This window comes from Streptomyces sp. NPDC040610, from assembly GCF_055594065.1.
In genome coordinates this window covers 1-25013 of sequence record NZ_JBVIXA010000019.1, presented here as the reverse complement: position 1 = coordinate 25013, position 25013 = coordinate 1, and the positions used below count along the sequence as shown (strand labels likewise).

Here is a 25013-nt window from a genome sequence, read left to right as displayed (position 1 = left end):
CATGGCCACCACGCTCACCAAGACCACACCCGCCAAGTCCGCGGAAGGTGCCGTAGACGAGGTCGCGACGCTCGACGTCGCCGCGCGCATCGAGCACGTCTCGAAGTCCTTCGCCACTCCGGCGGGGCAGCAGCTCGTCCTCGACGACATCACGCTCGATGTCGCGCGCGGTGAGTTCGTCACCCTCCTGGGAGCCTCCGGGTGCGGCAAGTCGACCCTGCTGAACCTCGCGGCCGGGCTCGACCGGCCCACCGCGGGCACCATCGCCACCGACGGGCGGCCCGCCCTGATGTTCCAGGAGCACGCGCTGTTCCCGTGGCTCACCGCGGGCAAGAACATCGAGCTGGCCCTCAGACTGCGCGGCGTGCCGAAGGCGGAGCGGCGGCCCAGGGCCGAGGAGCTGCTCGCCCTCGTCCGTCTGAAGGGTGCCCACGGCAAGCGGGTGCATGAGCTGTCCGGCGGCATGCGCCAGCGCGTGGCGCTGGCCCGCGCGCTCGCCCAGGACAGCCAACTCCTCTTGATGGACGAGCCGTTCGCGGCCCTCGACGCCATCACCCGGGACGTCCTGCACGACGAGCTGATGCGCGTCTGGCGCGAGACCGGCGTCTCGGTCCTGTTCGTCACGCACAACGTCCGCGAGGCGGTGCGGCTCGCCCAGCGCGTCGTGCTGCTCTCGTCGCGGCCCGGCCGGGTGGCGCACGAGTGGCAGGTCGACATCGAGCAGCCGCGCCGCATCGAGGACACGGCCGTGGCGGAACTCTCCGTCGAGATCACCGAACAACTGCGTGGGGAGATCCGCCGCCATGGGCAGCACTGACACGACGACGGACGCGACGACGGACGGCCCGGCGAAGGCGGACGGCCCGGCGGACTCGCACGACCTGGCCGGTCTCGAGGCGGGCCTCGACGCCCTGGACACGGTGCAGACGCGGCGCACCCCGCTGCGCGAGACCCTGGTCCAGAAGGTCCTGCCGCCGATCACCGCCGTCGTCCTCGTCCTCGTGGTGTGGCAGGTCCTGGTCTGGGCGAAGGTCACCGACAGCTACAAGCTGCCCGCGCCGGCGGCGGTGTGGGACGAGGTCGAGGCCTCCTGGCGGCAGGGCACCCTGCTCGAATACATCTGGACGAGCGTCGAGCGCGGTCTGTTCGGCTTCCTGATGGCCCTCGCCATCGGCACCCCGCTCGGCCTGATCGTGGCGCGGATCCGCTTCGTGCGGGCGGCCATCGGCCCGATCCTGTCCGGCCTGCAGTCGCTGCCGTCGGTGGCGTGGGTGCCGCCGGCCGTGATCTGGCTGGGGCTCAACGACTCCATGATGTACGCGGTGATCCTGCTCGGCGCCGTGCCCTCCATCGCCAACGGCCTGGTCGCGGGCGTCGACCAGATCCCGCCGCTGGTCCTGCGGGCGGGGCGCACCCTCGGCGCGCGGGGGCTGCGCGGCGCCTGGCACATCGTCATGCCCGCGGCGCTGCCCGGCTATGTGGCGGGCCTGAAGCAGGGGTGGGCGTTCTCCTGGCGCTCCCTGATGGCCGCGGAGATCATCGCGCAGTCCCCCGACCTGGGCATCGGCCTCGGCCAGCTCCTCGAAGCGGGCCGCACCAACAGCAGCATGTCCCAGGTCTTCCTCGCCATCCTGCTCATTCTGATCGTCGGCATCGCCATCGACCTGCTCATCTTCAGTCCCCTTGAGCGGTGGGTGCTGCGCAGTCGCGGCCTGCTGGTGAAGAGCTGATCCCCATGCGCCCTCCGTTCCGTCCCGTCCTGCTGGTCGTCGCGCACGGCAGCCGTGATCCGCGGCATGCCGCGAGCGTGCGGGCGCTCCTGCGCACGGTGCGGGGCCTGCGGCCGGACCTTCGGGTGGAGGTGGGGTTCCTCGACTTCAACACCCCGTCCGTGCCGTCCGTCCTCGACTCCCTCGCCGAGGAGGGGGTACGTGACGTCGTCGCGCTGCCCCTCCTCCTCACCCGCGCCTTCCACGCGAAGGCCGACATCCCGGCGGTGCTGCGGGCGGCCCCGCCGGGCCTGCGGGTGCGCCAGGCCGGGGTGCTCGGCCCCTCGCCGCTGCTCCTCACCGCGCTCGAGACGCGGCTGTACGAGGCGGGGCTCGACCCCGCCGACAAGCCCACGACCGGGGTCGTCCTGGCCTCGGCGGGCTCGACCGACCCGGAGGCGATCGCAGTGATCGCTGACATCGCGCGGGAGTGGCGGCACACCGGTTGGTGCGCCGTGCGGCCTGCGTTCGCCTCCGCGACTCTTCCCCGCACGGAGCAGGCGGTGCGCCTGCTCCGTGCCACGCCCGGGGTGCGCCGGGTCGCCGTAGCGCCGTACGTCCTCGCCCCGGGCTTCCTGCCCGACCGGATCGCCCGGGGCGCGGCCGAGGCGGATGTCCTCGCGGACGTGCTGGGGGACTCCCCCCTGGTCGCCCGCCTCCTCCTGGACCGCTTCGACTCGTGCCACCGCTTCGCGGCGGATCTCTCCCACCCACCCACCCGTGCGAGGAACATCACGGCCCCGCCACCCCCCGCCCTACGAGCCGCAGGCTGACCACGGCCCCAGGAAGCGCCCCGCAAGGGGCGCGGGATACCGCGCGCGCAACCTCCACCACCCGCAGACGAAACACCACGACCGGCCCCGCAAGGGGTGCGGGGAACTGCGCGCCCAGCCCCCACCGCCCCGCAGGTGAAAACAAACCCCCACCAACCGTGACCTGATCTTTCCCAGGCCCCCGGCCAGAAACCGCTTGCGGGGACCCGTACCCCCCAATACCGTCTCGCGGATGACGTCCGAGCCGTTCTCCCTCGAACTGCGGTCCGAGCGCCTCGTGCTCTCCTCCTATGTCGCGTCCGACGAGTCGGACTTCGTGGCCCTGTTCCAGGACGAGACCGTGGGCCGCCGGTCCGGCGACGGGACGCGCAGCGCGGAGGCGGACCGGGCGCTGTTCGCGCGGCTGTTCAGCATCGTGTACGAGGAGGAGCGCTTCCCGGTGTGGGCGGTGCGGCACGACGGCCGGTACACGGGCCACGCGGAGATCAAGCCGTCGCCCGAGCCGTGGCTGGACGGGCACGAGATCGCGTACGGGCTCTCCCGGGACGGCTGGGGGCTCGGCCTCGGCACGGAGGTGGCCCGTCTGCTCACCGACCACGGCCACCGCACCATGGGCCTTGCCGAAGTGCACGCGACCGTCGACGCCCTCAACACGCCGTCCGTGACCGTGCTGAAGCGGCTCGGCTTCACGCAGGGCCGCGAGGTGCGCGAGGACGACGGGAGCACGACGCTCCAGTTCACGTCGCGGGCCTCGGACTGGCCGACGTGACCCCACGACGCGGCCCCGCGTCCCCGCGAGCTACCCCTTCTCCACCAGCGCGACCAGCTCCGCCACCGGCATCGACCCCGCCTCCCTGCGTTCCCGCGCGAACTCGTTGGCGAGGCGCCGCAGCACGTCGTTCACCGGGGTCGGAACGCCGTGCAGACGGCCCAGGAGCGCGATCTCGCCGTTGAGGTAGTCGGCCTCGATGGTGCCGGTGCCGCGGCTGAGGCTCTGCCAGGAGGAGCCGCCGCCGCGGGGCGCGCCGGGGAGCGGTTCGAGGACGACGCGGTCGGCGCGGGTCTCGCGCTGCTCCTGCTCGCCGACCGCCTCGATCCCGGCGGCGGCCAGCACGGCCTCGCCCTCGGCGCGGGCGCGCTTCAGGAGGGCGAGGGCGTCCTCGTCGGTGAGGGGTCCGGTGAGCGCCTCGACGGCGTTGGCGAGGTTGCCGAGGAGCTTGCCGTACTTCCAGCGCATGACGTCGGCGACGACGGGCGCGAGCAGCTTGGCGCTCTCCAGGTCGGCGGCGATGCGGCGCGCGGTGTCGTCGGTGCCCGCCGGGTAGCGGCCGAGGTGCAGGATGCCGGTGCAGGGGGCACCGGCGGCGGAGACGGTGCCGGGCTCGACGTAGGTGGCGGGCAGGAACAGGCACATGCCGTACACGCGGCGGAACCGGCGCAGCGCCATCCGCTCGCTCTCGACGCCGTTCTGCGCGCAGACCAGCGGCAGCGCCTCGGCGGCGGTCGTGCCGCCCGCGACCGGCCGGGGGCCCCAGGCGTCGAGGGCGGCTTCGGCGTCCTGGGTCTTCACGGCGAGGACGAGGACGTCGTCGGTGCGGAGTTCGCCGAGTTCGGCGGGGTGCTGGACGACGGGCGGCCGGTGGGTGCGGGTCCCGTCGGGCGTTCTGAGGGTGAGCCCGCGGTCCCGCAGCGCCTCGTGGTGCGCGCCGCGCGCGACCAGGACGACCTCATGACCCGCCTCGGCGAGGCGCCCGCCGACGCTGCCGCCGATGGCCCCCGCTCCGATGATGATGTAGCGCATGGCGCGAGCCTGACACAGCGAACAGGTGAACGGTCAAGATCTTTCCGTATCTTGACCTTGCCCCAGGGGCAGACTCCAGGCTCCCGCCATGGACAGCGACTACCTGACCCAGAGCCCCTACACGGACCCCGGCCCCCGCCTCGACGCCCTTCTCGGCCCCGCCCCGCTCCCCCGCGACCCGGCCGCCCTCGCCGCCCTCGTGCGGGGCGTCGTCCTGCACCGGGAGGAGGGCGCCAGATTCGGCTACGCGGTGCCCGCGGAGCGGATGCGCGAGGACGCCGAGTCCCGGTACGCGGCCGAACTGCTGCGGATCCTCGGCGAGCGCGGCACCACGCCGCTGACCGAGCCCCGGGAACCGGCGGAGCGGTTCGTGGGCACCTGCCGGGACTTCGCGCTGCTGCTGTGCTCGCTCCTCCGGGCCACCGGCACCCCGGCGCGCCTGCGGTGCGGCTACGGCACGTACTTCCAGGCGGGGTTCCACGACAACCACTGGGTGACCGAGTTCTGGACGGCCGGGCGCGGCTGGGTGCTCGCGGACGCGCAGCTGCTCGTGGAGGCCACGCTGGGCAGCGGTCTGTACGACATCGACTTCGACCCCATGGACGTGCCGAGGGAGCAGTTCGTGGTGGGCGGTGAGGCGTGGCGGGCGTGCCGGGAGGGGCGGGCGGACCCGGACACGTTCGGGGTGAGCACCGTCCCGGAGATCAAGGGGCTCGGCCTGGTGCGGTCGGACGTGGTGGCGGATCTGGCGGCGCTCGGCGGTGTGGAGGCGCTGCCGTGGGACGGCTGGGGCGTGATGGAGAAGGGCGACGAGGAGATCACGGCCGCGGACCTGGCGCTCCTCGACGAGGTCGCCGCCGTGACCTCGGCCGCCGGGTGGGCCGAGGACGCCCGACGGCCGGACGCGGTGCGCCGGCTGCTCGCCGATCCGCGCCTGGCCGTCCCGGCCGAGGTCGTCTCGCACTCCACGTACCTCGGCATGCGCACCGTCAGTCTGTCGGGGGCTCCTCGGGGGTGAACGGGGTGCCCTGATGGAACCAGAGCAGCCAGCCGTCGTCGGTGCGCCGCCACAGGGAACTGCGGTGCACCGCGCGGCCGTTGGTGTCGGTGTCGAAGGTCAGGTGCACCACGCCCTCGGCGAGCTCGACGCCCCGCATGCGGCAGGTCGTGGTGGGGCGGCCGCCGGGCTCGGGCCGCGCGGTGAGCACCTTGACGATCGACTCCCGGTCCCAGCGGGCGCCGGACGCGCCGAACTCGGTGAACTCCGGGTGCAGCAGCGCGCCGAACAGCGCGGGCGAGGCCCGCACTTCGGGGTCGAGGAGGCGCAGCTCGTTCTCGATGGCGGCCTCGACGGCGGGCGAGCGGCCGGGCAGATCGGGCAGTCCCGGCGTGGCGGACGTGTCAGGCATCGGTCAGCTCCACGAGCTTGGTGACGGTGTTCCAGTTGCGGCTGGTGGCGATGAGCCCCTTGGTGAGCGCGGGGCGCGCGAGGGCCTCGCCGAGCTTGGAGCGGCCGAGGCCGTCGGGGGCGTACAGATACAGCACGCGGTCGCCGAGGCGGAACTCCTCCGGCAGGAAGGCCGCTTGGTCGAGGGTGGCGAAGCGGGCGGCGTCGACGGGCGCGGAGAAGTAGGTGGCGTGCAGCTGCTTGCCTTCGAGCGTGTCGGCGGGGAAGGGGCAGGCCTCGGCCACGGCCTTCAGATACGCGGCGTCGCGCACCAGGACGTCCACGTGGAAGCCGAACTCCGCCGCGAGGGCCGCGGTCAGCTCGGCGGCCAGGCTCTCCTCGTCGCCGTGGTCCGCGGTGAAGACGGCGTTGCCGCTCTGCAGATACGTGGCCACGCCGCCGTGGCCGAGCCCTTCGAGGAGCGCGCGCAGGCGTGCCATGGGCACCTTCCTGCCGCCGCCCACATTGATGCCGCGCAGCAGCGCCGCGTAGATCTTCGTCGCCATGCGCACACGATAAGGCGGCCGCCGTGCCCCGTGGGGGTGGGCACGACGACCGCCGGCTTCTTCAGGGCCGTGACTACTCGACGACCTTCAGGAGCTTGTTGGGGGTGCCCTCGCTGGGGTTGGAGATCTTGTCCGGCGTGGCACCGTCGGTCAGGGCCTTGGCGACGGCGTCGGGCGTGGCGTCCTTGTGGGCGCCGAGGTAGACGGCGGCGGCGCCGACGACGTGCGGGGTCGCCATCGAGGTGCCGGAGATCGTCTTGGTGGCGTCGTCGCCGGTGTTCCAGGCGGACGTGATGTCCGAGCCCGGGGCGTAGATGTCCACGACCGAGCCGAAGTTGGAGAAGTCCGACTGCTCGTCGTCCTTGGTCGAGGAGGCGACCGTGATGGCCTCCTTGACGCGGGACGGGGAGCCCTGGCCGGCGTCGCTGGACTCGTTGCCCGCGGCCACGCCGTAGGTGACACCGGCGGCGATGGACTTCTTGACGGCCTCGTCCAGGGCCTCGTCGGCGCCGCCGCCGAGGCTCATGTTGGCGACGGAGGGGCCCTGGTGGTTCTTGGTGACCCAGTCGATGCCCGCGACGACCTGCTCGGTGGTGCCGGAGCCCTGGTCGTCCAGGACGCGGACGGCGACGATCTTCGCCTTCTTGGCGACGCCGTGCGCGTCACCGGCGATGGTGCCCGCGACGTGGGTGCCGTGGCCGTTGCCGTCGTCGGCGTTGTCGTCGTTGTCGATCGCGTCGAAGCCGGAGGTGGCGCGGCCGCCGAAGTCCTTGTGGCTGACGCGGACACCGGTGTCGATGACGTACGCGGTGACGCCCTCGCCCGCGGCGTCGGGGTAGGTGTACTTCTTGTCGCCGGCCGTGTCGGCCTGGTCGATGCGGTCCAGGCCCCACGACGGCGGGTTGTCCTGGGTGGCGTCGATGGAGAACTTCTTGCTCTGCACGACCTTGCCGACGGCCGGGTCGGCGGCGAGGCGCTTGGCCTCGGTCTCGGACAGGCTCTTGGCGGCGAAGCCGTTGACGGCCGAGGAGTAGTTGCGGCTGAGCTTGCCGCCGTACTCCTGGGCGAGGTCGGTCTTGGCTTCCTTGTCGGCCTTCTCGTCGAGCAGCACGATGTAGCTGCCGTCGACGGCGCCCTTGGCGTCGGCGCCGTAGACCTTGCCCTCGGCGGGGGTCGACGCACCTGCGAACGATCCTGCGAAGACGGTCACGCCCACCGCGGTGGCGGCGGTGGCTATCGCAGCGGTGAGCTTCATCGTGCGAGCACGCTTGTGAGTTGCCATGAAGAGGGGTCTCCTCGTGGTGCGTTGTGGGGGGATGTGGGGGGATTCAAAGCTTTTCGTGCCGTGCGCAGCCATGGCTGCGGCGCCCTGGGAACTCCGAAAGAACTGAAGATCTTTGGGCGTTGGGACGAAACCTTGTCTGAATGACGCGCGCAGATCAATACCTTCATACGCCTGTGACTTGTTCAACAAGGTTCTGTAATAACAAAAAGGGTTCGCAGTGGCAGATCGGACAGGATGGAACGTATACATCCGTCTGAGGGGGTCCTGTGACCGTGGTGCGCGGTGCCTCCCGAGTGGGTGTAGGTGCCAAGTCCCCGATAGATGTAGGGGGCTTGGGTGGCCCGCCTCCTCCCTCGGTCGGGCGGCGGTTCACCTGCGGGCACGATGAGGCGGCGCGCGTACCGCCCTAGCGTCGGGAGCACGGTGGTGGCAGGGTGCCGCCGCCGCACGACGGGGGGCGGGCTCCATCATGAGCAGCGCAGGGACACCCGTGCGGGGCTTCGCCGCACGGGCCGGTGGCTGGAGCGCACGGCACCGCTGGGCGGCGGTCGGCATCTGGGTCCTGTTCGTCGTCCTGGCCATGGGCGTCGGTTCGGCCGTGGGCCGGGCGGAGGCGCCGGAGGGCGATCTGAAGGGCGAGACCAGCCAGGCGCAGCGGATCACCGACGACGCGGGCGTGGAGGAGCCGACCGGCGAGACGGTGCTCGTGCAGACCCGCGGCGGCGACGGCCCGAAGTCCACGGACCCGCGCTTCCGCGCCGCCGTCGACGACGTCATCAAGGCGGTACGGGGCACCGGCGAGGCCTCGGCCGTCACCTCCCCCTACACCTCAGGCGCGCTCTCCGAGGACGGCCGCAGCGCGCTCGTCCAGGTGGACCTGCGCGGCGACCCCGACGACTCCGCCGACCGGGTCGAGCCGGTCCTGAAGGCCGTCGAGGGCGTGGCGGACCGGCACCAGGACGCGGGGCTGCGGATCGAGCAGATCGGCGGCGCCAGCATGGAGAAGACGTTCGACGACGCGTTCGGCGACGACTTCAAGCAGGCCGAGTACTCCGCCGTGCCGGTGGCCTTCGGCATTCTGCTGATCGCGTTCGGCGCCCTGGTGGCGGCGCTGCTTCCGGTGCTGCTCGCGATATCCGCGATCGTGGCGACGATGGGCCTGATGGCGCTGGTGAGCCATGTCCAGCCGATGAGCGACGTGGCGAACTCGGTGATGCTGCTCGTCGGGCTCGCCGTGGGCGTCGACTACTGCCTGTTCTATCTGCGGCGCGAACGCGAGGAGCGGGAGAAGGGCCGCGACGCGCAGACGGCGCTGCGGATCGCGGCGGCGACCAGCGGCCGGGCCGTGGTCGTCTCCGGCATCACGGTGTGCGTGGCGATGGCGGGGATGCTCTTCACCGGCATCACCGACTTCGAGGCGATGGGCCTGGCCTCGCTGATGGTCGTCGCCGTGGCGATGGTCGGCTCCGTGACGGTGCTGCCCGCGCTGCTCTCGCTGCTCGGCGAGCGGGTGGAGAAGGGGCGCCTGCCGTTCCTGCGGCGCCGGGCGAAGGCCGGGGCGGACGTGGGCGGGAGCAGGCTGTGGCGGACCGTGGTCGGCGGGGTGCTGCGGCGGCCGCTGCTGTGGACGGTGGTCGCGGCGGGCGCGCTCGCGGCGCTCGCGCTGCCCGCGCTCGGCATGAAGACCCAGGAGCTGACCCTGGACCAGGAGTTCGGTGACTCACTGCCGATCGTGGCGACGTACGAGCGGGTGAACGAGGCGTTCCCCGGAGGCGCGGAGCCCGCCGAGGTGGTCGTGAGGGCGGACGACATCGGCGCCCCCGCCGTCACCAGGGCCATCGCCGACTTCCGCGAGCAGGCCGTCAGTTCCGGCGCGTCGAAGGGGCCCGTGGAGGTGGCCCTGCACAAGAAGGAGAACGTGGCCGTCCTGAGCGTGCCCCTGGTCGGCGGCTCCGACCAGGACGAGGCAGCGAAGAGCCTGACGCTGATCCGCGACGAGGTGCGGCCCGCGACGCTCGGGAAGGTGGACGGCGTCGAGGCGCCCGTGACCGGGCAGGTCGCCTCCTCCAAGGACTTCAACGAGCAGATCAGCTCGTCCGTGCCGCCCGTCTTCGCCTTCGTGGTGGTCTTCGCGTTCCTGCTGATGCTGCTCTCCTTCCGCTCCCTCGTCGTCGCGGCCACCTCGATCGTCCTCAACCTCCTTTCGGTGGGGGCGGCCTACGGCATCCTCGTCATGGTCTTCCAGCACGGCTGGGGCGCGTCGCTCGTCGGCGCGGAGGGGGTGGGCGCGATCGTCGCGTGGCTGCCGCTGTTCCTGTTCGTGATCCTGTTCGGCCTGTCGATGGACTACCACGTGTTCGTGGTCTCGCGGATCCGGGAGGCGCGGCTCCAGGGGCGTACGACACGGGACGCGATCGCGCACGGCGTCGTCACGACCGCGGGCGTGGTCACCAGCGCGGCCGTCATCATGGTGGCGGTGTTCGCGATCTTCGGGACGCTGTCCATGCAGTCGATGAAGCAGATGGGCGTCGGTCTGGCGGCCGCCGTCCTCATCGACGCGACCGTGATCCGCGGGGTGCTCCTGCCCGCCGTGATGGCGCTGCTCGGCGAGCGGAACTGGTATCTGCCGCGCTGGCTGGACCGGCTGCCCGACCTCACGCACGACGAGTCCGACCCCGCCGGGACCGCCCCGGCCGCGGAGCCCCGGGCGCCGCGCACGCCCACCGCGGCAGGAAGTACTGGGTGACGGGCCCCATCGCGAGCGCGTAGAGGACGGTCCCCACCCCCACGCTCCCGCCGAGCAGCCAGCCCACGGCGAGCACGGCGATCTCGATCAGGGTGCGCACGAACCGGATGGAGCGTCCGGTGAGCGCGGCCAGTCCGGTCATCAGGCCGTCCCTGGGCCCGGGGCCGAAGCGGGCGCCCACGTAGACGGCGACGGAGAGCCCGTTGGCGAGGATTCCCGCGACGAGGAGGCCGATCCGGGGCCACAGGTCCAGATCCGCCGGTACGAGCCAGAGGCCGAGGTCCGACGCGTACGCCACGACGACCACGTTGGCGCCCGTGCCGAACCTCGGCCGCTGTCTGAGCGGGATCCACAGCAGCAGCACGAGCACGCCGACCACGGCGCTGACGGTGCCGAAGCTCAGCGGGGTGTGACGCTCGACGCCCTGGTTGAGGACGCTCCAGGGGCTGACCCCGAGCCCGGCCCTGACCATGACGCCGATGCTGAGTCCGTAGAGGGCGAGGCCGAGGAGGAGTTGGGGCAGGCGGCGCAGGGGGCGGTCGGTGAGGGGCAGGTAGGTGAGCGGGGGCGGGGCGGGGGTGCGGGGGCCCGGCCGCCGGTCGGTTCCGGGGGCGCTCCGGTCGCCGGAGCGGGGGTCGGGTCGGTCGGTGTCGCCGTCGGCGGGGTGCCGCATGCCGGGGTGCCTCCACAGATGGTCGGACGAATCATCGGCCCACAAGGCCAATGACGGCGAGTCTGTAGAGTGATTGGCCCTGATTACATGGCCAATCCCGGGAGAATGGTATGGCGGAGCGCGAGCGGGACCGGACCCTGGGCAGCCGCCAACTCGCCGCCCTGCTCCCGGACCCGGCGGCCGCGCGGCCCGCGTACCGGCATCTGGCGCGGGCGATCGGCGCACTGATCCTCGACGGCCGGATCGCGCTGCACGTCCGGCTCCCCGCCGAACGGGAGCTGGCCACCGCCCTCAACACCAGCAGGGCGACGATCACGGCCGTATACGACCTGCTGCGCGAGGGCGGCTACGCGCACAGCAGACAGGGGTCGGGTACGTGGACGGCGCTGCCGGAGGGCCGGGCACCGCACGGCGTCACCCGGCACCTGCGCCCCCACGACAGCGCGATCGACCTGGCGAGGGCCGCGCCCGCGCTGCCCGAACAGGTCCTCGTCGACGCCCTCGCCGAGGTCACGCCCCGCCTCGCCGAGCACACCCACACCCCCGGCTACCACCCCTACGGCCTGCCCGAGCTGCGGGCCGCCGTCGCCGAGCGGTTCACCCGGCGGGGCCTCGCCACCGTGCCGGACCAGATCCTGGTGACCTCCGGCGCGCAGCACGCGCTCACGCTCGTCCTGGGGCTGCTGTGCCGGCCCGGGGACCGGGTCCTGGTCGAGAACCCGTCGTACCCGAACGCCTTGGAGGCGATGCGCCGGGCCCGGCTGCGCACGGTGTCGGTGCCGGTGACCGACACCGGCTGGGACGTCGAGATCATGGAGTCGACGCTGCGCCAGGCGGTGCCCCGACTCGCCTATCTGATCCCGGACTTCCACAATCCGACGGGCCACCTGCTGCCCGTGGCGGACCGGGCGCGGCTGCTGCGGGCCGCGCACCGCGCCGGGACCTGGCTCGTCGTCGACGAGGCCCTGGCCGATCTGGCGCTCGACGTGCCCGCGCCCGCGCCGCTCGCCTCCCACGCCGACCTTGACGCGGGCGGCGAGGTCATCACGGTGGGCTCGATGAGCAAGACGCACTGGGGCGGCCTGCGCATCGGCTGGCTGCGGGCGCCGTCGCGGCTCGTCACCGAACTCGCCGGGCAGCGCGTCGCCACCGACATGGGCGGCTCGGTCCTGGACCAGCTCCTGGCCCTCGCTCTGCTCGACCGCGCCGGGGAGCTCCTTCCGCGCCGCCTGGAGCAACTCCGCGAGCAGCGCGCCGCCCTGGCCGCCGCCCTCACCGAGCACATCCCCCAGTGGACGTGGCGGCTGCCGCCCGGCGGTCTGTCCCTCTGGGTCGACCTGGGCGCACCGGTCGCCTCGGCGCTCGCGGAGCGGGTGCTCGACTACGGCGTCCGGATCGAGGGGGGCGGCTGCTTCGCCCCCGACCCGGGCCTGTTCGAGCAGCGCCTGCGCATCCCGTACACCACGCCCCCGGACACCCTCCGCGAGGCCGTCCACCGCATGGCGGCGACCCTCGCCGACGGCCTGCCGCCGTCCCCGGCGGGCCGTCGGCCGCACTGGATCGCCTAGCCGGGGCCTTACGCGGCCGTCGTGACCTTGCGCTGCTCGAAGGAGTCCAGCGTCCGCGTGAAGTCGCGGGTGGAGAGCAGCAGCTTGTAGATGATGGCGAGTTCGAAGACCAGGAGCAGCGCGCCGGACACGATCGTCGCGGGGATCACCACGTCGAACAGCGGGCCGATGATGAAGACGCCCATCTGGAACTCGATGCCGCTCACCAGGTGCGTACGGATGCGGTGGCGCAGCAGGAAGGAGCGCGCCCGCAGGTACGCGGGGAACTTGCCCCTGAACTCCTGGTGCAGGTCGATGACCTGGGCCTTGCGGCGGCTTCCGCCGCCGGCGGGGGCGGGGGCGACGGAGCCGGTGTGGGCGTCGGCGTCGGCATACGAATCGACGCGGGAGTCGGCGTCGCCCTCGAAGGCGGCCGCCTCCGCCTGCGCGTACTCGGTCCCCTCCGCCTTGGCCCGCTCCAGGTCCTGCTCCACGTCCGCCTCGGGGTTGTCCCGCAGCAGGTCCTCCATGAAGGCGAGCTCGGCGGCGTTCTCGGCCCGGCGGGCGGCCCGTACGCGCGCCTTGATCTGCTTGCGCATGGTGTGCCGGATCTTGAATATCTCCAGCGAGTTGATGTACCGGAGCGTGTCGAGGAAGACCACGGCGACCGCGAGCCAGATGTAGGTCTCGTCGTGCGTGCGCGCGTACTGACCGCCCATCAGGGCGACCCCGCACACCATCACCCGGATCCGGTCGAAGACGAAGTCGAGCCAGGCGCCGAAGACCGAACCGGTGCCGGTCAGGCGGGCGACCTTCCCGTCCATGCAGTCCAGGACGAAGCTGAAGTGGTAGATCACCGCGCCGAGCACCAGCCAGCGCCAGTCACCGAACGCGAAGCAGACCGACGAGACGAGCCCGAGCACGAACGCGCCCCAGGTGATCTGGTTGGGCGTGATCCTCGTGTACCGCGCCGTCAGCCGCACCAGCGGCGTGGCGAGCGGATCCACGAGCATCACCGTCCACCACGCGTCGCGCTTCTTCTGGGTGATGCGGCGCACCTCGGCGAGCGGCGGCACGTCGGGGCGCACGGACTGTCGTGACATGGGTCAACTTCCTGGCGTTCGAATGAAGTTCACCTCACGCTAGGTAGCCATTCATGGAAGGAACAAGCGCTTACGGACGCAACCTTTGGTGGGGGTTATGGGTCACACAGACAGACCCGGTCCATGGCCCAGCCAGGACGGACGCACGTTATGCGAGCGTTATCGAATGACCCGGCCGTTACCGAAAGGCGTTGCGGAGCGTTACGTCACACCCGGTCGACAGTCGCCATGCTCATGCCGAAGTGCCACCAACTCGCCTTGAAGCACCACCAAACGGTCATCGCTCCCCGCCTCCGGCCTTCACAGCGCCGCCACGTGCGGCCCGCAGAATCTCCTCCTCGATCAGATCGGCCGCCATCTTCGTGCCGCCCTCCCCCGCCATGCCCGCGCGCACCTCGCCGAGCCTGCGGGCGACCTCGGGGTCGGCCGCCACCTCCAGGACCGCCGCGCGCAGCGACTCGGCGTCGACCTCCTCCATGGGCAGATGCCGGGCGACCCCGAGACCCTGGAGCATGTCCGCGTTGCCGAACTGGTCGACGGCCTGCGGCACGGCGACCATCGGCGTCCCCGTGGCGAGGCCCTCCTGGCTGCCGCCCGCCCCCGCGTGCGTGATGAAGGCGTCGGCCTGCTTGAGGATCGCCAGCTGCGGCACCCAGCGGTGCACTTCGACGTTGGCGGGCACGTCGCCGAGGTCGGCGATGTCGACGTGCCTGCCGATCTGGAGCACCATGTGCCAGCCGGGCAGGTCACCGAAGGCCTCCACGCACGCGCGGTAGAACCCGGGCTGCTTGGTGAACGCCGAGCCGAGCGACACGAGCAGCACCTTCTCCGCGTCCGCCGGGCGCCGCCACTCCCCCTGCGCGGCGCGGTCGCCCTGGCAGGCGCCGACGAAGGTGTGCACGCTCTCGTCGACCCGGTCGGCGTTCGGCTGCAGCGCCTTGGGGATCAGGACGAGCGAGCGCGGCGGGCGGCCGACGAACGGGTCGTGGTGCTGGGTGATCCCGTTCTCCGCGAGCCAGGCCTGGAAGCGCGCGAAGTACGCCCGGCCGCGCTCGGTCTCCCGCAGCGGCGCATAGAGCGGCTCGCCGACCTCTTCCTCGTACCCCTCCCAGGCCACCAGGTTCGGCGAGAGTGAGATCTCGGGGACGCCCCAGCGGCGGGCGAGCACGCGTGCGGGGTAGGAGGTGATGTCGTGCAGGACGATGTCCGGCTCGTCGCCCTCGTAGGCCGTGAGGAGCTGCGGCAGTGCGTTGACGGCGTCGTCCAGGAACGGCTCGATGTTGTCGATCAGGGTCTCGCCCCAGGCCTCCGGGTCGGCGTCGGGGCCCGGGAGCGTGGTGGTGTAGAGCACGGGCTCGGCCCCGGTCTCGGCGACCTTCTCCTCGAAGGCGTGCGGGATCGCGTACGTGACGCGGTGGCCGCGGGCGACGAGTTCCCGGATCACTTCGAGGCTCGGGTTCACGTGCCCGTGGGCGGCGATGGAGAACATGGCGATATGGGCACGCTGCGGTGTGGTCATACCCCGACCATAAACGAGACGATACGTCTCGTGCAACCCGGCGGTACGCGTAGGGGGCGGGGCCACCCGTGCGCGTGGCCCCGCCCCCTACTGACGTACCGCAGCCGTCAGCGCTGGTAGCGCTTCAGGACCAGGTTGCCGTCCTTCACGAGGCGTTCGCGCAGCTCGTCCAGGCCGATCGCACCGCTGTAGTACTCCTGGAGCGCGGGGGTCGCGATCTTGTCCTTCCACTCCGGGTAGCCGCGCACGGACTGGGCGGGGGCGGGCCGCAGGTGTCCCGCGAGGGCCGTGCCGGTCGCCCAGTCGTCCTTCTTGGTGCGCAGCGCCGGGTCCTTCAGGGCTTCCTTGCCGGTGGGCAGCATCCAGTCGCCGCGCGCGAGCCGCACCATGTTCGCGGGCCGCAGGAAGAAGTCGATGAACGCGGCGGCCTCCTTCTTGTGCGGGCTGTCCTCGGCGACCGAGAGAGTCTGCGGGCTGACGCCCTGCGCGAGCCCGTCCGCCCCCGCGGGCGCGGGCAGGACCTGCCAGTCGAAGTCCTTGGGCGCCTGCTGGGAGATCTGCTGACGGTAGGAGAAGCCGAGCGGCACCATCGCGTACTTGCCGCCGAAGAAGCCGGGCAGCGTGTCCGAGCCGCCCATGCCGAGGGTGCTGCCCGACGCGCTGCCGTCGACATTGACCTGGTCGTGGACGGTGCGCGGCATGACCTCGTCGGCCTCCTCGAAGCGGATCTCGGCCTTGCCGTCGGCGCGCCGATGGAACAGCTTCCCGCCGGTCGACAGGGACAGGTTGAGCGTCGCCGACACGGGGTCCTTCAACGGCCAGGCAACGCCGAACTTGCCGTCGCCGTCGCCGAGTTCCTTCGTCACCGACCGGAACTCCGACCAGCTCCACGGCTTCTCGGGGGTCGGGATCCGCACCCCGGACTCCTTGAGCCACTTCGCGTTGGCGATCAGGACGCGCGGCTCCTGGAGGAACGGCACTCCGTAGACCTTGCCGCCGAAGGTCGCCGTGTCCCAACTGGCCTGCGGGATGTCCGACTTCAGGCGCTCCGGCAGGAGGTCGCCGAGGTCCGCGAGATAGCCGCCGTACGCGAAGTCCGCGAGGTCGTCGGACGCGTCATGGATGATGTCCGGCGCCTCACCACCCTCGAAGGAAGTGAGCAGCTGGTCGTGGATGCTGGTCCAACTTCCCTGTACGTACTCGACCTTGACGTCGGGGTGGGTGGCGTTCCACTCCTTCACCAGCTCCTTGTTGGCTTCGACGGACTCCTGCTGCCAGGCGAGGGACTGGAAGCGCAGCGTGATCCGTCCTTCCGACTCGCCGTCGCCGCCGTCGGAGCACCCGGCGAGCAGCAGGACGAGCGCGGCGGCCGCGGCGCCGAGCGCGCGTGCGCGTACCGCCATCAGCTCTTCACCGCCCCGGCCAGCATGCCGCCGGTGATCCGCTTCTGGATGATCGCGAAGACCACGAGCGAGGGGAGCGTCGCGAGGAACGCGGCGGCGGCGAGCGGGCCGAGGTCGGCCGCGCCCTCCGCGCCGAGGAAGTGCGTGAGGACGACCGGCAACGTCTGTTTCTCCGGGGTCTTGAGCAGGACGAGCGCGAAGAAGAACTCGTTCCACGCGGTGATGAAGGCGAACAGGGCCGTCGCCACGATGCCCGGCGCGAGCAGCGGCGCGGTCACGGAGACCAGCGTCCGCAGCTTGCTCGCGCCGTCGACGGCGGCGGCCTCCTCCAGCTCGGTCGGCACCGCGCGGACGTACCCGACGAGCATCCACAGGGCGAACGGCAGCGCCCACACCACGTACACCATGATCAGCCCGAGCAGCGAGTTGATCAGGTGCAGGTTCTTCAGGACCAGGAACAGCGGGATGATCACCAGGACGAACGGGAACGCCTGGCTGACCACGACCCAGCCGGTCGCGGCCCGCGCGAGCAGCGTGCGGTGCCGCGCCATGACGTACGCCATCGGGGTCGCGATGACGACGGCGATGGCCGACGCGCTCAGGGCCGCGATCAGTGAGTTCCCCGCCGCTTGGAGCAGGGGCTGTTCGTCGAAGGCCTGGCGGTAGTTGGCGAGGGTGGGGTCCTTCGGGATCCAGGTGGGGTGCAGGCTGCCCAGTTCGCGCGCCGGTTTGAAGGACGTGGAGATCAGCCACAGGAACGGGAAGGCGAGGAAGACCAGATACGCGAGGAGCGCGAGGTACTGCCCCGCCCGCGCGGGCCTGCTGGTACGTCGGGTCACCGCTGGTCGCCCCCTCTCAGCCGGCCCACGAGATACACGGCGAGCAGCACCGAGATGAGCGCGACCATCACACAGCCCATCGCCGCCGCGTAGCCGAACTGGCCGTAGCGGAAGGCCTCTTCGTACGCGAACAGCATCGGAAGCCGGGTGCGCCCGCCGGGTCCGCCGTTGGTCAGCACATAGACCAGCGCGAAGGAGTTGAAGTTCCAGATGAAGTTCAGGGCCGTGATGGCAAGGGCGATCGGCTTCAGGGCGGGCCAGGTGACGGTGCGGAAGCGGCGCCAGGCGCCCGCGCCGTCCATCTCGGCGGCCTCGTGGAGTTCGCGCGGCACGTTCTGCAGCCCGGCGAGCAGCGCGACCGTCGTCTGCGGCATGCCCGCCCAGACGCCGACGACGATGACGGCGGGCAGCGCGGTGCCGATGCCCGTCAACCAGTCGCGGCCGTCCCCGAAGCCGAGATCGCGCAGGGTCTCGTTCAGGATTCCCGCATCAGGGTTGTAGACCAGGCGCCACATGATGCCGACGACGACCTCCGGCATCGCCCACGGGATGATCGCGAGCGAGCGTGCCAGCCAGCGGAAGCGCAGGTTCTGGCTGAGCAGCAGCGCGAGGCCGAGGGCCAGCAGGAACTGCGGCACGGTCACGCCGACGGCCCACAGCAGGCCGATCCGGAACGAGTCCCAGAACAGGGTGTCGTGCAGCAGGTCCTGGAAGTTGAGCAGTCCGATCCACTCGGTGGGCTCGGTGCGGCCCGACTGGGAGTCGGTGAAGGCCAGCGAGATGCCGTAGAGCAGCGGGCCGACACTGAGCACGAGGATCGGGAGCAGCGCGGGCAGGACCAGGAACCAGGCTCCGCGGTCCATCACCTCCGCGCGTGCCGCGCCTGCGCCCCTGCCCCCGTCGTCCCCGGTGCGTCTGCGGCGGCCCCACCACCAACGGCCCCCGCCGGAGCCGCTGCTGCCGGACCGCTCGCTCGCGGTCGCCAATGTCACGGAATCGGCTCCTTTGGGCGGCTGATTGGGTTTTGGCCGCCCAGGCGGCCCCCGTCATCGTGCTGATGTGACCTTGATACGTCAAGCGACCGCGCACGCCGGAAGTCCGGTCTGGCCTGTGCGAATGCGAGACTTGCGCGGCGGCTGGACACTTCCGGCCGCGGGCGAGGCACCGGGTGCGGGAGGCAATGGATGGACGAGGCACGGGCACGGGACGTACTGAACTCGGCGGGGCTCGCGGGTGGCCCCGGGGTCCACGCCGAATTGCTCGCCCTCGGCGAGAACGCGGTGTTCGCCGTGGGCGACCTCGTCGTGAAGGTCGGCCGGGAAGCGCCGGAACTCCTCGACCGGGCGCGGCGGGAGCTGGCTGTCGCCGAGTGGCTGCGGGCGTCCGGGGTGCCGGCCGTGCGGGCCGCCGAGCCCAAGCCGTGGTTCGTCTCCGGGCATCCGCTGACGCTGTGGCACCGTCTGCCCGCGGCCGTGCGGCCCGCCGGGCCCGCCGACCTCGCCGAACTCCTCCGCCTCGTCCACGCCCTGCCCGCGCCCTCCTTCCGGCTGCCCCGGCGGGAGCTGCTCGGCGGGGTCGAGCGGTGGCTGCGGCTCGCCGGGGACGCGATCGACGCGGAGGACGCGGAGTATCTGCGGGCGCGGCGGGACGGGTTCGCGGCGGCCGTGGTCGCGCTCGTGCCGCACCTCACGCCCGGGCCCCTGCACGGGGACGCGCTGCCGCGCAACGTCCTCGTCGGTCCCGAGGGGCCCGTCCTCGTGGACCTGGAGACCTTCTCCTCCGACCTGCGCGAGCACGACCTCGTCGTCATGGCCCTCTCCCGGGACCGGTACGGGCTCGGGGCCGAGGCCTATGACGAGTTCGTCCGGGGCTATGGGTGGGATGTGCGGGAGTGGGAGGGGTGTTCTGTGTTGCGTGGGGCTCGGGAGACGGCGAGTTGCGCGTGGGTCGCGCAGCACGCGCCCGCCAATCCGCGGGCGTTGGCCGAATTCCGCCGCCGCGTGGCGTCCCTCCGGGACGGGGATCCGACTGTGCGTTGGCATCCGTTCTAAGGGGTGCGCGGGGGTGGCCCTGCCGGGGGCTCTCCCCAACCCCGCCCCTTCCCGAAACCGGGGGCCGCGCCCCCGGGCCCCCGCTTGTCGCCGCTCCGCGGCTCGTCCTCAAGCGCCGGACGGGCTGGAAGGGGGTGGGTGTCCCGTGCGGGTGGGACGGGCCTCCGCCGGATCGGCGCTTCGCGCCTCGTCCTCAAGCGCCGGACGGGCTGAGAACTTCGCCGGGGTGGGCTGGAAGGTGCTGCGGGGCGAGGCAGAGGCAGCCCCATGGGCTGGGAATGTGCCGGTCGAGCTTCGAGGTACCTGGCAGGACTCCCGGGTGCCCAGTGGGGCAAGGTGTTTCGGGCCGGAGGGTGCCGGGCTTTTGGTTCGCTCGGGAGGAAGTCAGGGCGGTGGGTGGGAGACAGCCCGTCCGGCGCTTGAGGACGAGGCGCGGAGCGCCGATTCGGGGGTGCCCCGGCCCACCCGCCGGGGACGGTCAGCCCGCCCGCAGGGCGACGTCCTCCCGCAACGGCCAAGTCCCGTCCACCACAGCGGCAGCATCCCCCTTGCGGCGCAAGAAGGCCTGGAAGTCGGCCGCCCACTCGGCGTACCACCGCACCTGCTGACGGTGGAGCTCGGCCGCGCCGAGGTCGGCGACCTTGGTGTGGCGGGCGGCTATCGCGTGGGCGAGGCGAGCGGCGGCGAGCGCGTCGGCGGAGGCGTCGTGGGCGGAGTCAAGGACGATGCCGTACTCGGTGCAGACCGCCGCGAGGTTGCGCTTGCCGCGGCGGTAGCGGTCGACGGACCGGTCGATGGTGTACGGGTCGACGACGGGGCCGGGCTCCGCACCGCCGAGCCGGTCCCGCAGGGACGGCAGCCCGTGCCGCCGCAGCTCGGCGGCGAGCAGGCTCAGGTCGAACGCGGCGTTGTAGGCCACGACGGGCACGCCCGTCTGCCAGTACGACACCAGGACCGCGGCTATCGCGTCGGCGACCTCGGCGCCGGGCCTGCCCTCGGCGGCGGCCTTCTCGTCGGTGATCCCGTGCACGGCCACCGCGTCCCGCGGGATCGGCACGCCGGGGTCCGCGAGCCACTCGCGGCGGCCCAGCTCCTGCCCGGCCCTGACCTCGATCACCGCCCCCGTGACGATGCGCGCCTCCAGCGGATCGGTGCCCGTCGTCTCCAGGTCGAAGCCGATCAGCAGCTCCTGGTGCCAGCCCATGGCCGCCCCCTTCGTCGTGGTGCTTTCCCCCAGTGGTCCCCACGATCCCATGCGCCACTGACAATCAGATGGCCGGATTCCGCTTGTCGCCGCCGCGCCCCGCCCGGCCCTCCTCCGCCGCCCCGCCCGGGCCCCTCACGACACCGGGCGCGAGTCCGCCCACGCCGTCTCGAACTCCTCCCGGTATGTCGCGAAAAGACCGTGCTCGCCGTGGTCGCCCGGCTTCACCACCCTGCCGCCGCCGCGCAGCACGAACACGGGCACCTCCATGCCGCGGGTGCGGCGCAGATAGGACTGGACGACGGCGATGCCGTCGGCCCCGTCGCCGTCGACGAGGTAGGCCGTGAACCGGGGGGTCTCGTCGAAGACCTGGATCTCGAAGGCGCCGGGGTCCCGCAGCCGGGACCGCACCCGCCGCATGTGCAGGATGTTCGTCTCGACGGAGCGGCTGAGCTCACCCCGCTTGAGCCCGAGTTCCCGCTCGCGCCGCTTGACCGCGCTGCTCGCGGGGTTCAGGAACAGCAGCCGCACCCGGCAGCCGGACTCGGCGAGCCGGACAAGACGGCGCCCGGAGAAGTTCTGGACCAGCAGGTTCAGGCCTATCCCGATGGCGTCGACGCGCCGGGCCTCGCCGAACAGGTCCTCGGCCGGGAACTGGCGCAGCAGCCGCACCCGGTCGGTGTGCACCCCGACCACGTCCGCGTACCGGTCGCCGACCAGCTCCTCGACGGCGTCGACGGGCAGGCGCCGCGCGGAGGGCGTGTCGGAGCCCGCGCCGAGGATCTCCAGGAGCCGGGCCGAGGCGCGTTCGGCCTGGGCCAGGACGGTCGGTGACAGGGCGCGGTTGCGGGAGACGACGTTGCGGGAGACCTCCAGCTCGTCCAGGGCGAGTTCGACCTCGCGCCGGTCGTCCAGGTAGGGCTCGAAGCACGGCCAGTGCTGGACCATCAGCTCCCGCAGCTGCGGCAGAGTCAGGAAGCTGAGGACGTTGTCGTCCGCCGGGTCGAGGAGATAGCCCTTGCGGCGGCTCACCTCGCGCACGGCGACCGCCCGCTGCACCCACTCCTGCCCCGCGGGGCCCGCCGCGGCGACGACCCAGTCGTCGGCGTGGACGGGTTCGTAGACAGGGCGCAGAACAGCGGCCACGACCGCGCGCAGCCGCTGTTCCACGAGGTTCAGCCAGATGTAGGCCCGCCCGGCCCGCTGTGCGCGCGTACGCACCTCGCGCCAGGCGTCGGCGCCCCAGTCCAGCTCGGGGCCGATCTGCGATGCCATGTCCACCGGACGTGCCAAGGACACGGCCGACGGCGGGACATTGGCGGAGCCCTCCTCGTGACCCTCGTCACCAGGGGGCAGTTCCCGCCCACCCGAGCTCACCCACGCACCGCCTTCCGCTCCCCCCGGACTCTCCCCCAGTCAACGATCAAGGAAGGGTACTCCGGGAGCGGCGGGCGGTGCAGCCGGATGGAGCGGGCACTTTCGTCAATTGCCGATCGGGATCTGTCCGTTGTGGCCCGCGAGGTCCTGCGGCGTGAGCGGGTTCATGGCCGTGACGTCGCGCGGGGCCAGTGCGAAGCCCTGCCAGTGGACCGGCATGGGCTGCTGGTCCTCGTCCCGGGCGATGTGGTGGAAGCCGATGTTGACCCAGGTGATGGGGTGCTTGAGGGTCTCACCGTTCGACCACTGGTCGACGCTCTTGGGGTACCCGTTCGGGCAGCCTATGTTGGCGCTCGCGTACTGCTCGCACTTCTTGTACTCGGTGAAGTACACGTCGTGCTTGGTGTAGGGCCGTCCGATGTGCTTGTTGCTGGCCCCGGGGACGATCTCGTACGAGCGCGGGTGCTTGTCCTTGTTCTTGCCCGTGGCGCTGACCACGCGCCACCAGCGCATGTCCTTGCGGTCGCCGGTGAGTTCCTTGGTGACGGGCGTGCGGGTCGTCTTCGTGGTCGGGCTGCCGCCGCCGGTCGACGGGGTGACCTTGGAGTCGTACTGCTCGACCTTGGACTTCGGGGAGCCGTCGAGGCCGAAGTTCAGCCGCCAGAAGACGTTGTGCGAGTGGCTCTCGGCCTTGGCCTGGTCGCCCTTGCCGATGGGCCAGCCGCGGCCGTCGCCGCCGTCGAAGTCGTACGGCGAGAGGCTGCCGGTCGCGCCCACGTTGGTGGTGATGGTGCCGTCCGAGGAGAAGCGCCACTCGGTGATGTACTCGTACCAGGAGGCCTTGTTGACGGTGTAGACGAGCAGGTCCTTGCCCTGGGCGGTGTAGACCTTGCCGTTGCCGCCGGTGGACTGGTCGTGGGTCAGGCGGTACGCGTGCCCACGCGCGCGCGTGGTGGTGCACAGGCCCTTGACGTCGCCCCGGTCGGGCACCTTGACGGTCTTGATGGTGCCGCCGGGACACTCACCGGGCTTCAGGGCCTGCAGGGCCTGGCCGAAGTCGGTGTCCGTGACGTCCTGGAACTCGGCGTCGCCGTCGTCGTAGGGCACATGGATCTGGGCGAGGCGGGCGCTGGTGAGGACGGGGATGGGCTTGGGCTCGCCCTTGGGCTGGTAGCTGACCTTGTCGAGGATCAGCCCGGAGTAGGTGTTGTAGTGCCAGCACATCCGCCAGGTCGTACCGCCGTCGACGGTCTGCTCGATCTTGTAGGCGGCGCTGCAGTCGGCCGCGGGTGCGGCGGGGGCCTTGGGAGCGGCGGCCGCCGGTCCCGCGGGGCCCGCGGCGGCGAGGCCGGCCCCGATCAGCGCGGAGACCGCGAGGGCCGTGCCGGCCCTCCTGCGGGCGCGCGAAAGTCTGTTGCCGTGAGAGGCGTCCATACGGAAATGACTCCTTCAGGAGGAGAAGTGTGTGGGTGCCGTGCCCCGCCGGCCGGCGGGTGCGGTCTGCGGCCTGCCGGGCGGGTCAGCCCAGGCGGCCCACGTCGCGCGAGCTGAGGTCCACGACGAACGCGCGGGTGTCGATCCACGGGCCGCGCTTGACCTTCGCGACGACCTGGAAGCACCGGTGCTTGCCGCACTCGGAGAGCTCCGCCGGGATCCGCAGATTCGTCTGCTTGCTGAAGATGAAGCCGCTCAGGTCGAGGTCGCCGGGGCCGGTGAGGTCCTTGCCGGTGGCCTTCTTGTAGTCCTGCTTCAGGCCCTTGCCGAGCGGGTCGGCGATCAGCAGCTGGGTGGCCTCGTTCAGCTCGTCCCTGGTGGGCGGCGGCTGCACGTTCTGCGCGGAGTTCGTGGACTCCACCTTGCCGGTCTCCAGATTGACCGTCTTGGTGATGGCCGCGTCCTTCTTGTAGTCGTAGTACACGATCTGCGCGCGGCGCGCGGCGTCGGCGCCCTCGGCCGGGTCGTTCTCGGCGAGGTTCGTGGAGAGCCGCTGCGGCCCGCGGTCGCCCTCCACGTCCCGTGCGCTGGAGCGCAGCCCGTTGCTGTCCAGGGCCGCCTTCTCCGCGCGCTCGGTCTCGGCGTCGGTCAGTGGGTCGCTGCCTATGCCCTTGTCGCCCTCGGCGGGTGCGTCCTCGACGACTCCGTCGGGCGCGATCGCGTCCTGGCGCGCCGAACCCGCCGCCGTGCTGCGGTCCCCCCTGTCTCCCGCTCCGGCCCCCTCCGGCAGCGTGACGACGACCATCGCGGCGGTCGCGACGACGGCGAGCGCGCCGCCCGCCACGACCTTCCCCAGATGTCGTCTGACTAGTTCGCCCATATCCTCCCCCTTTTTCTCCCGTACAGCCCCATTTTTAGGGCATGTCGAGTATGTGGTCAGTCGGTTAGACGGGTTCAACTCCCGTGCGGTTGCCCCACTTTCGAGCAGAGTCTGGGCGAACTCCGGTCATGAGGCGGGGGCGATCGTGGAAGAGTCATAGGCATGCAGGTCTGGCCAGGGCAGGCGTACCCGCTCGGCGCCACGTACGACGGCGCCGGCACCAACTTCGCGGTCTTCTCCGAGGCCGCCGACCGATTGGAGCTGTGTCTGCTGCACGACGACGGCTCGGAGACCGCCGTCGAGCTGCGCGAGTCCGACGCCTTCGTGCGCCACGCCTATCTGCCCGGGGTCATGCCGGGTCAGCGGTACGGCTTTCGGGCGCACGGCCCCTTCGACCCCGCGCGCGGGCTGCGGCTGAACTCGGCGAAGCTGCTCCTCGACCCGTACGCGCACGCGGTGAGCGGCTCCGTCGGCTGGGGCGAGGAGGTGTACGGCTACCACTTCGGGTCCCCCGACGAGCGCAACGACCTGGACTCGGCGCCACACATGATGACGTCCGTCGTGGTCAACCCGTACTTCGACTGGGGCGACGACCGCCCGCCACGCACTCCGTACAACGAGACCGTCATCTACGAAGCCCACGTCAAGGGCCTCAC

22 protein-coding genes and 1 pseudogene are annotated in these 25013 nt (G+C 71.8%); 9 read left to right on the top strand and 14 right to left on the bottom strand.

Going from position 1 to position 25013, the window contains the following annotated elements; genetic code table 11:
- Position 1: 1 nt before the first annotated feature.
- The 4 genes from ACZ6AA_RS37895 (at position 2) to ACZ6AA_RS37880 (ending at position 3311) form a co-directional block, all read left to right on the top strand.
- Positions 2–817, top strand: a complete 816-nt coding sequence (locus ACZ6AA_RS37895; RefSeq protein ID WP_468455836.1) for an ABC transporter ATP-binding protein — start codon at positions 2–4, stop codon at positions 815–817.
- Positions 804–1730: an ABC transporter permease gene (locus ACZ6AA_RS37890; protein ID WP_471463001.1), complete on the top strand. Its 927-nt coding sequence runs from the start codon at positions 804–806 to the stop codon at positions 1728–1730. The genes ACZ6AA_RS37895 and ACZ6AA_RS37890 overlap by 14 nt, the downstream gene beginning before the upstream one ends.
- A gap of 5 nt (positions 1731–1735) precedes the next feature.
- Positions 1736–2542, top strand: coding sequence for a sirohydrochlorin chelatase (locus ACZ6AA_RS37885; RefSeq protein WP_471462999.1), 807 nt, complete (start codon positions 1736–1738; stop codon positions 2540–2542).
- 232 nt (positions 2543–2774) lie between these two features.
- Positions 2775–3311 carry a GNAT family N-acetyltransferase gene (locus ACZ6AA_RS37880; protein WP_468455842.1) on the top strand — a complete coding sequence of 179 codons (537 nt, stop codon included), beginning with the start codon at positions 2775–2777 and terminating at the stop codon, positions 3309–3311.
- Positions 3312–3341: 30 nt separating this feature from the next.
- Here ACZ6AA_RS37880 and ACZ6AA_RS37875 read toward each other — a convergent pair whose 3' ends face one another.
- Positions 3342–4343: a ketopantoate reductase family protein gene (locus ACZ6AA_RS37875; protein WP_468481093.1), complete on the bottom strand. Its 1002-nt coding sequence runs from the start codon at positions 4341–4343 to the stop codon at positions 3342–3344.
- A gap of 88 nt (positions 4344–4431) precedes the next feature.
- Between ACZ6AA_RS37875 and ACZ6AA_RS37870 the strand changes: the two genes are divergently transcribed.
- On the top strand, positions 4432–5361 hold the full coding sequence (locus ACZ6AA_RS37870) for a transglutaminase-like domain-containing protein (protein ID WP_471462997.1): 930 nt from the start codon (positions 4432–4434) through the stop codon (positions 5359–5361).
- On the opposite strand, the gene ACZ6AA_RS37865 is transcribed toward ACZ6AA_RS37870, so the two are convergent.
- The 3 genes from ACZ6AA_RS37865 to ACZ6AA_RS37855 all read right to left on the bottom strand — a co-directional run bounded on the left by ACZ6AA_RS37865 (position 5333) and on the right by ACZ6AA_RS37855 (position 7578).
- Positions 5333–5752, bottom strand: a complete 420-nt coding sequence (locus tag ACZ6AA_RS37865; protein WP_468455848.1) for a nuclear transport factor 2 family protein — start codon at positions 5750–5752, stop codon at positions 5333–5335. The two genes, ACZ6AA_RS37870 and ACZ6AA_RS37865, sit on opposite strands and share 29 nt — an antisense overlap.
- Entirely contained in the window at positions 5745–6296 is a 552-nt protein-coding gene (locus ACZ6AA_RS37860) for a DUF1697 domain-containing protein (protein WP_471462995.1), read from the bottom strand. Before ACZ6AA_RS37860 ends, ACZ6AA_RS37865 begins: the two co-directional genes overlap by 8 nt.
- A gap of 73 nt (positions 6297–6369) precedes the next feature.
- A complete protein-coding gene (locus tag ACZ6AA_RS37855) occupies positions 6370–7578 on the bottom strand; it encodes a S8 family peptidase (protein ID WP_468481096.1) in 1209 nt (402 codons plus the stop codon).
- Between the two features lie 472 nt (positions 7579–8050).
- Here ACZ6AA_RS37855 and ACZ6AA_RS37850 point away from each other — a divergent pair, with 472 nt between their 5' ends.
- Entirely contained in the window at positions 8051–10327 is a 2277-nt protein-coding gene (locus tag ACZ6AA_RS37850; protein ID WP_471462993.1) for an MMPL family transporter, read from the top strand.
- Here ACZ6AA_RS37850 and yczE read toward each other — a convergent pair.
- A complete protein-coding gene (gene yczE / locus ACZ6AA_RS37845; RefSeq protein ID WP_471462991.1) occupies positions 10236–11000 on the bottom strand; it encodes a membrane protein YczE in 765 nt (254 codons plus the stop codon). The two genes, ACZ6AA_RS37850 and yczE, sit on opposite strands and share 92 nt — an antisense overlap.
- 110 nt (positions 11001–11110) lie before the next feature.
- On the opposite strand from yczE, the gene yczR reads away from it, so the two are divergent.
- A complete protein-coding gene (gene yczR / locus ACZ6AA_RS37840; protein WP_471462989.1) occupies positions 11111–12568 on the top strand; it encodes a MocR-like transcription factor YczR in 1458 nt (485 codons plus the stop codon).
- Between the two features lie 8 nt (positions 12569–12576).
- On the opposite strand, the gene ACZ6AA_RS37835 is transcribed toward yczR, so the two are convergent.
- The 5 genes from ACZ6AA_RS37835 to ACZ6AA_RS37815 all read right to left on the bottom strand — a co-directional run bounded on the left by ACZ6AA_RS37835 (position 12577) and on the right by ACZ6AA_RS37815 (position 18403).
- Positions 12577–13650, bottom strand: a complete 1074-nt coding sequence (locus tag ACZ6AA_RS37835) for a CDP-alcohol phosphatidyltransferase family protein (protein ID WP_468455860.1) — start codon at positions 13648–13650, stop codon at positions 12577–12579.
- A 277-nt stretch (positions 13651–13927) separates the two neighbouring features.
- On the bottom strand, positions 13928–15169 hold the full coding sequence (gene mgt / locus ACZ6AA_RS37830; RefSeq protein ID WP_471462987.1) for a macrolide-inactivating glycosyltransferase: 1242 nt from the start codon (positions 15167–15169) through the stop codon (positions 13928–13930).
- A gap of 107 nt (positions 15170–15276) precedes the next feature.
- Positions 15277–16572 carry an ABC transporter substrate-binding protein gene (locus ACZ6AA_RS37825; RefSeq protein WP_468455864.1) on the bottom strand — a complete coding sequence of 432 codons (1296 nt, stop codon included), beginning with the start codon at positions 16570–16572 and terminating at the stop codon, positions 15277–15279.
- On the bottom strand, positions 16572–17411 hold the full coding sequence (locus ACZ6AA_RS37820) for a carbohydrate ABC transporter permease (RefSeq protein ID WP_468481101.1): 840 nt from the start codon (positions 17409–17411) through the stop codon (positions 16572–16574). Before ACZ6AA_RS37820 ends, ACZ6AA_RS37825 begins: the two co-directional genes overlap by 1 nt.
- Complete coding sequence (locus ACZ6AA_RS37815; RefSeq protein ID WP_468455868.1) at positions 17408–18403, bottom strand: carbohydrate ABC transporter permease; 996 nt, start codon at positions 18401–18403, stop codon at positions 17408–17410. Before ACZ6AA_RS37815 ends, ACZ6AA_RS37820 begins: the two co-directional genes overlap by 4 nt.
- A gap of 192 nt (positions 18404–18595) precedes the next feature.
- Here ACZ6AA_RS37815 and ACZ6AA_RS37810 point away from each other — a divergent pair, with 192 nt between their 5' ends.
- A complete protein-coding gene (locus ACZ6AA_RS37810) occupies positions 18596–19462 on the top strand; it encodes a phosphotransferase enzyme family protein (RefSeq protein ID WP_468455870.1) in 867 nt (288 codons plus the stop codon).
- 478 nt (positions 19463–19940) lie between these two features.
- Here ACZ6AA_RS37810 and ACZ6AA_RS37805 read toward each other — a convergent pair whose 3' ends face one another.
- The 4 genes from ACZ6AA_RS37805 to ACZ6AA_RS37790 form a co-directional block, all read right to left on the bottom strand.
- A complete protein-coding gene (locus ACZ6AA_RS37805; RefSeq protein WP_468455872.1) occupies positions 19941–20666 on the bottom strand; it encodes an exonuclease domain-containing protein in 726 nt (241 codons plus the stop codon).
- A 135-nt stretch (positions 20667–20801) separates the two neighbouring features.
- The gene (locus tag ACZ6AA_RS37800; protein WP_190115492.1) at positions 20802–22043 is read right to left on the bottom strand and encodes an SAV2148 family HEPN domain-containing protein; all 1242 of its coding nucleotides are present in this window, start codon (positions 22041–22043) and stop codon (positions 20802–20804) included.
- 105 nt (positions 22044–22148) lie between these two features.
- Positions 22149–23477, bottom strand: coding sequence for a copper amine oxidase (locus ACZ6AA_RS37795; protein ID WP_468455874.1), 1329 nt, complete (start codon positions 23475–23477; stop codon positions 22149–22151).
- An 85-nt stretch (positions 23478–23562) separates the two neighbouring features.
- On the bottom strand, positions 23563–24357 hold the full coding sequence (locus ACZ6AA_RS37790) for a Tat pathway signal sequence domain protein (RefSeq protein WP_468455876.1): 795 nt from the start codon (positions 24355–24357) through the stop codon (positions 23563–23565).
- Between the two features lie 162 nt (positions 24358–24519).
- On the opposite strand from ACZ6AA_RS37790, the pseudogene ACZ6AA_RS37785 reads away from it, so the two are divergent.
- A pseudogene (locus tag ACZ6AA_RS37785) lies at positions 24520–25013 on the top strand (glycogen debranching enzyme); the annotation flags it as partial.

Excerpts from the sequence above, each read along its gene's own strand:
- ACZ6AA_RS37855 (WP_468481096.1), bottom strand. The coding sequence starts at position 7,578 with ATGGCAACTCACAAGCGTGCTCGCACGATGAAGCTCACCGCTGCGATA.
- ACZ6AA_RS37860 (WP_471462995.1), bottom strand. The coding sequence starts at position 6,296 with ATGGCGACGAAGATCTACGCGGCGCTGCTGCGCGGCATCAATGTGGGC.
- ACZ6AA_RS37835 (WP_468455860.1), bottom strand. The coding sequence starts at position 13,650 with ATGTCACGACAGTCCGTGCGCCCCGACGTGCCGCCGCTCGCCGAGGTG.
- ACZ6AA_RS37875 (WP_468481093.1), bottom strand. The coding sequence starts at position 4,343 with ATGCGCTACATCATCATCGGAGCGGGGGCCATCGGCGGCAGCGTCGGC.
- ACZ6AA_RS37865 (WP_468455848.1), bottom strand. The coding sequence starts at position 5,752 with ATGCCTGACACGTCCGCCACGCCGGGACTGCCCGATCTGCCCGGCCGC.
- ACZ6AA_RS37890 (WP_471463001.1), top strand. The coding sequence starts at position 804 with ATGGGCAGCACTGACACGACGACGGACGCGACGACGGACGGCCCGGCG.
- ACZ6AA_RS37895 (WP_468455836.1), top strand. The coding sequence starts at position 2 with ATGGCCACCACGCTCACCAAGACCACACCCGCCAAGTCCGCGGAAGGT.
- yczE (WP_471462991.1), bottom strand. The coding sequence starts at position 11,000 with ATGCGGCACCCCGCCGACGGCGACACCGACCGACCCGACCCCCGCTCC.
- ACZ6AA_RS37825 (WP_468455864.1), bottom strand. The coding sequence starts at position 16,572 with ATGGCGGTACGCGCACGCGCGCTCGGCGCCGCGGCCGCCGCGCTCGTC.
- ACZ6AA_RS37880 (WP_468455842.1), top strand. The coding sequence starts at position 2,775 with ATGACGTCCGAGCCGTTCTCCCTCGAACTGCGGTCCGAGCGCCTCGTG.
- mgt (WP_471462987.1), bottom strand. The coding sequence starts at position 15,169 with ATGACCACACCGCAGCGTGCCCATATCGCCATGTTCTCCATCGCCGCC.
- yczR (WP_471462989.1), top strand. The coding sequence starts at position 11,111 with ATGGCGGAGCGCGAGCGGGACCGGACCCTGGGCAGCCGCCAACTCGCC.
- ACZ6AA_RS37805 (WP_468455872.1), bottom strand. The coding sequence starts at position 20,666 with ATGGGCTGGCACCAGGAGCTGCTGATCGGCTTCGACCTGGAGACGACG.
- ACZ6AA_RS37810 (WP_468455870.1), top strand. The coding sequence starts at position 18,596 with ATGGACGAGGCACGGGCACGGGACGTACTGAACTCGGCGGGGCTCGCG.
- ACZ6AA_RS37885 (WP_471462999.1), top strand. The coding sequence starts at position 1,736 with ATGCGCCCTCCGTTCCGTCCCGTCCTGCTGGTCGTCGCGCACGGCAGC.
- ACZ6AA_RS37850 (WP_471462993.1), top strand. The coding sequence starts at position 8,051 with ATGAGCAGCGCAGGGACACCCGTGCGGGGCTTCGCCGCACGGGCCGGT.
- ACZ6AA_RS37870 (WP_471462997.1), top strand. The coding sequence starts at position 4,432 with ATGGACAGCGACTACCTGACCCAGAGCCCCTACACGGACCCCGGCCCC.
- ACZ6AA_RS37795 (WP_468455874.1), bottom strand. The coding sequence starts at position 23,477 with ATGGACGCCTCTCACGGCAACAGACTTTCGCGCGCCCGCAGGAGGGCC.
- ACZ6AA_RS37790 (WP_468455876.1), bottom strand. The coding sequence starts at position 24,357 with ATGGGCGAACTAGTCAGACGACATCTGGGGAAGGTCGTGGCGGGCGGC.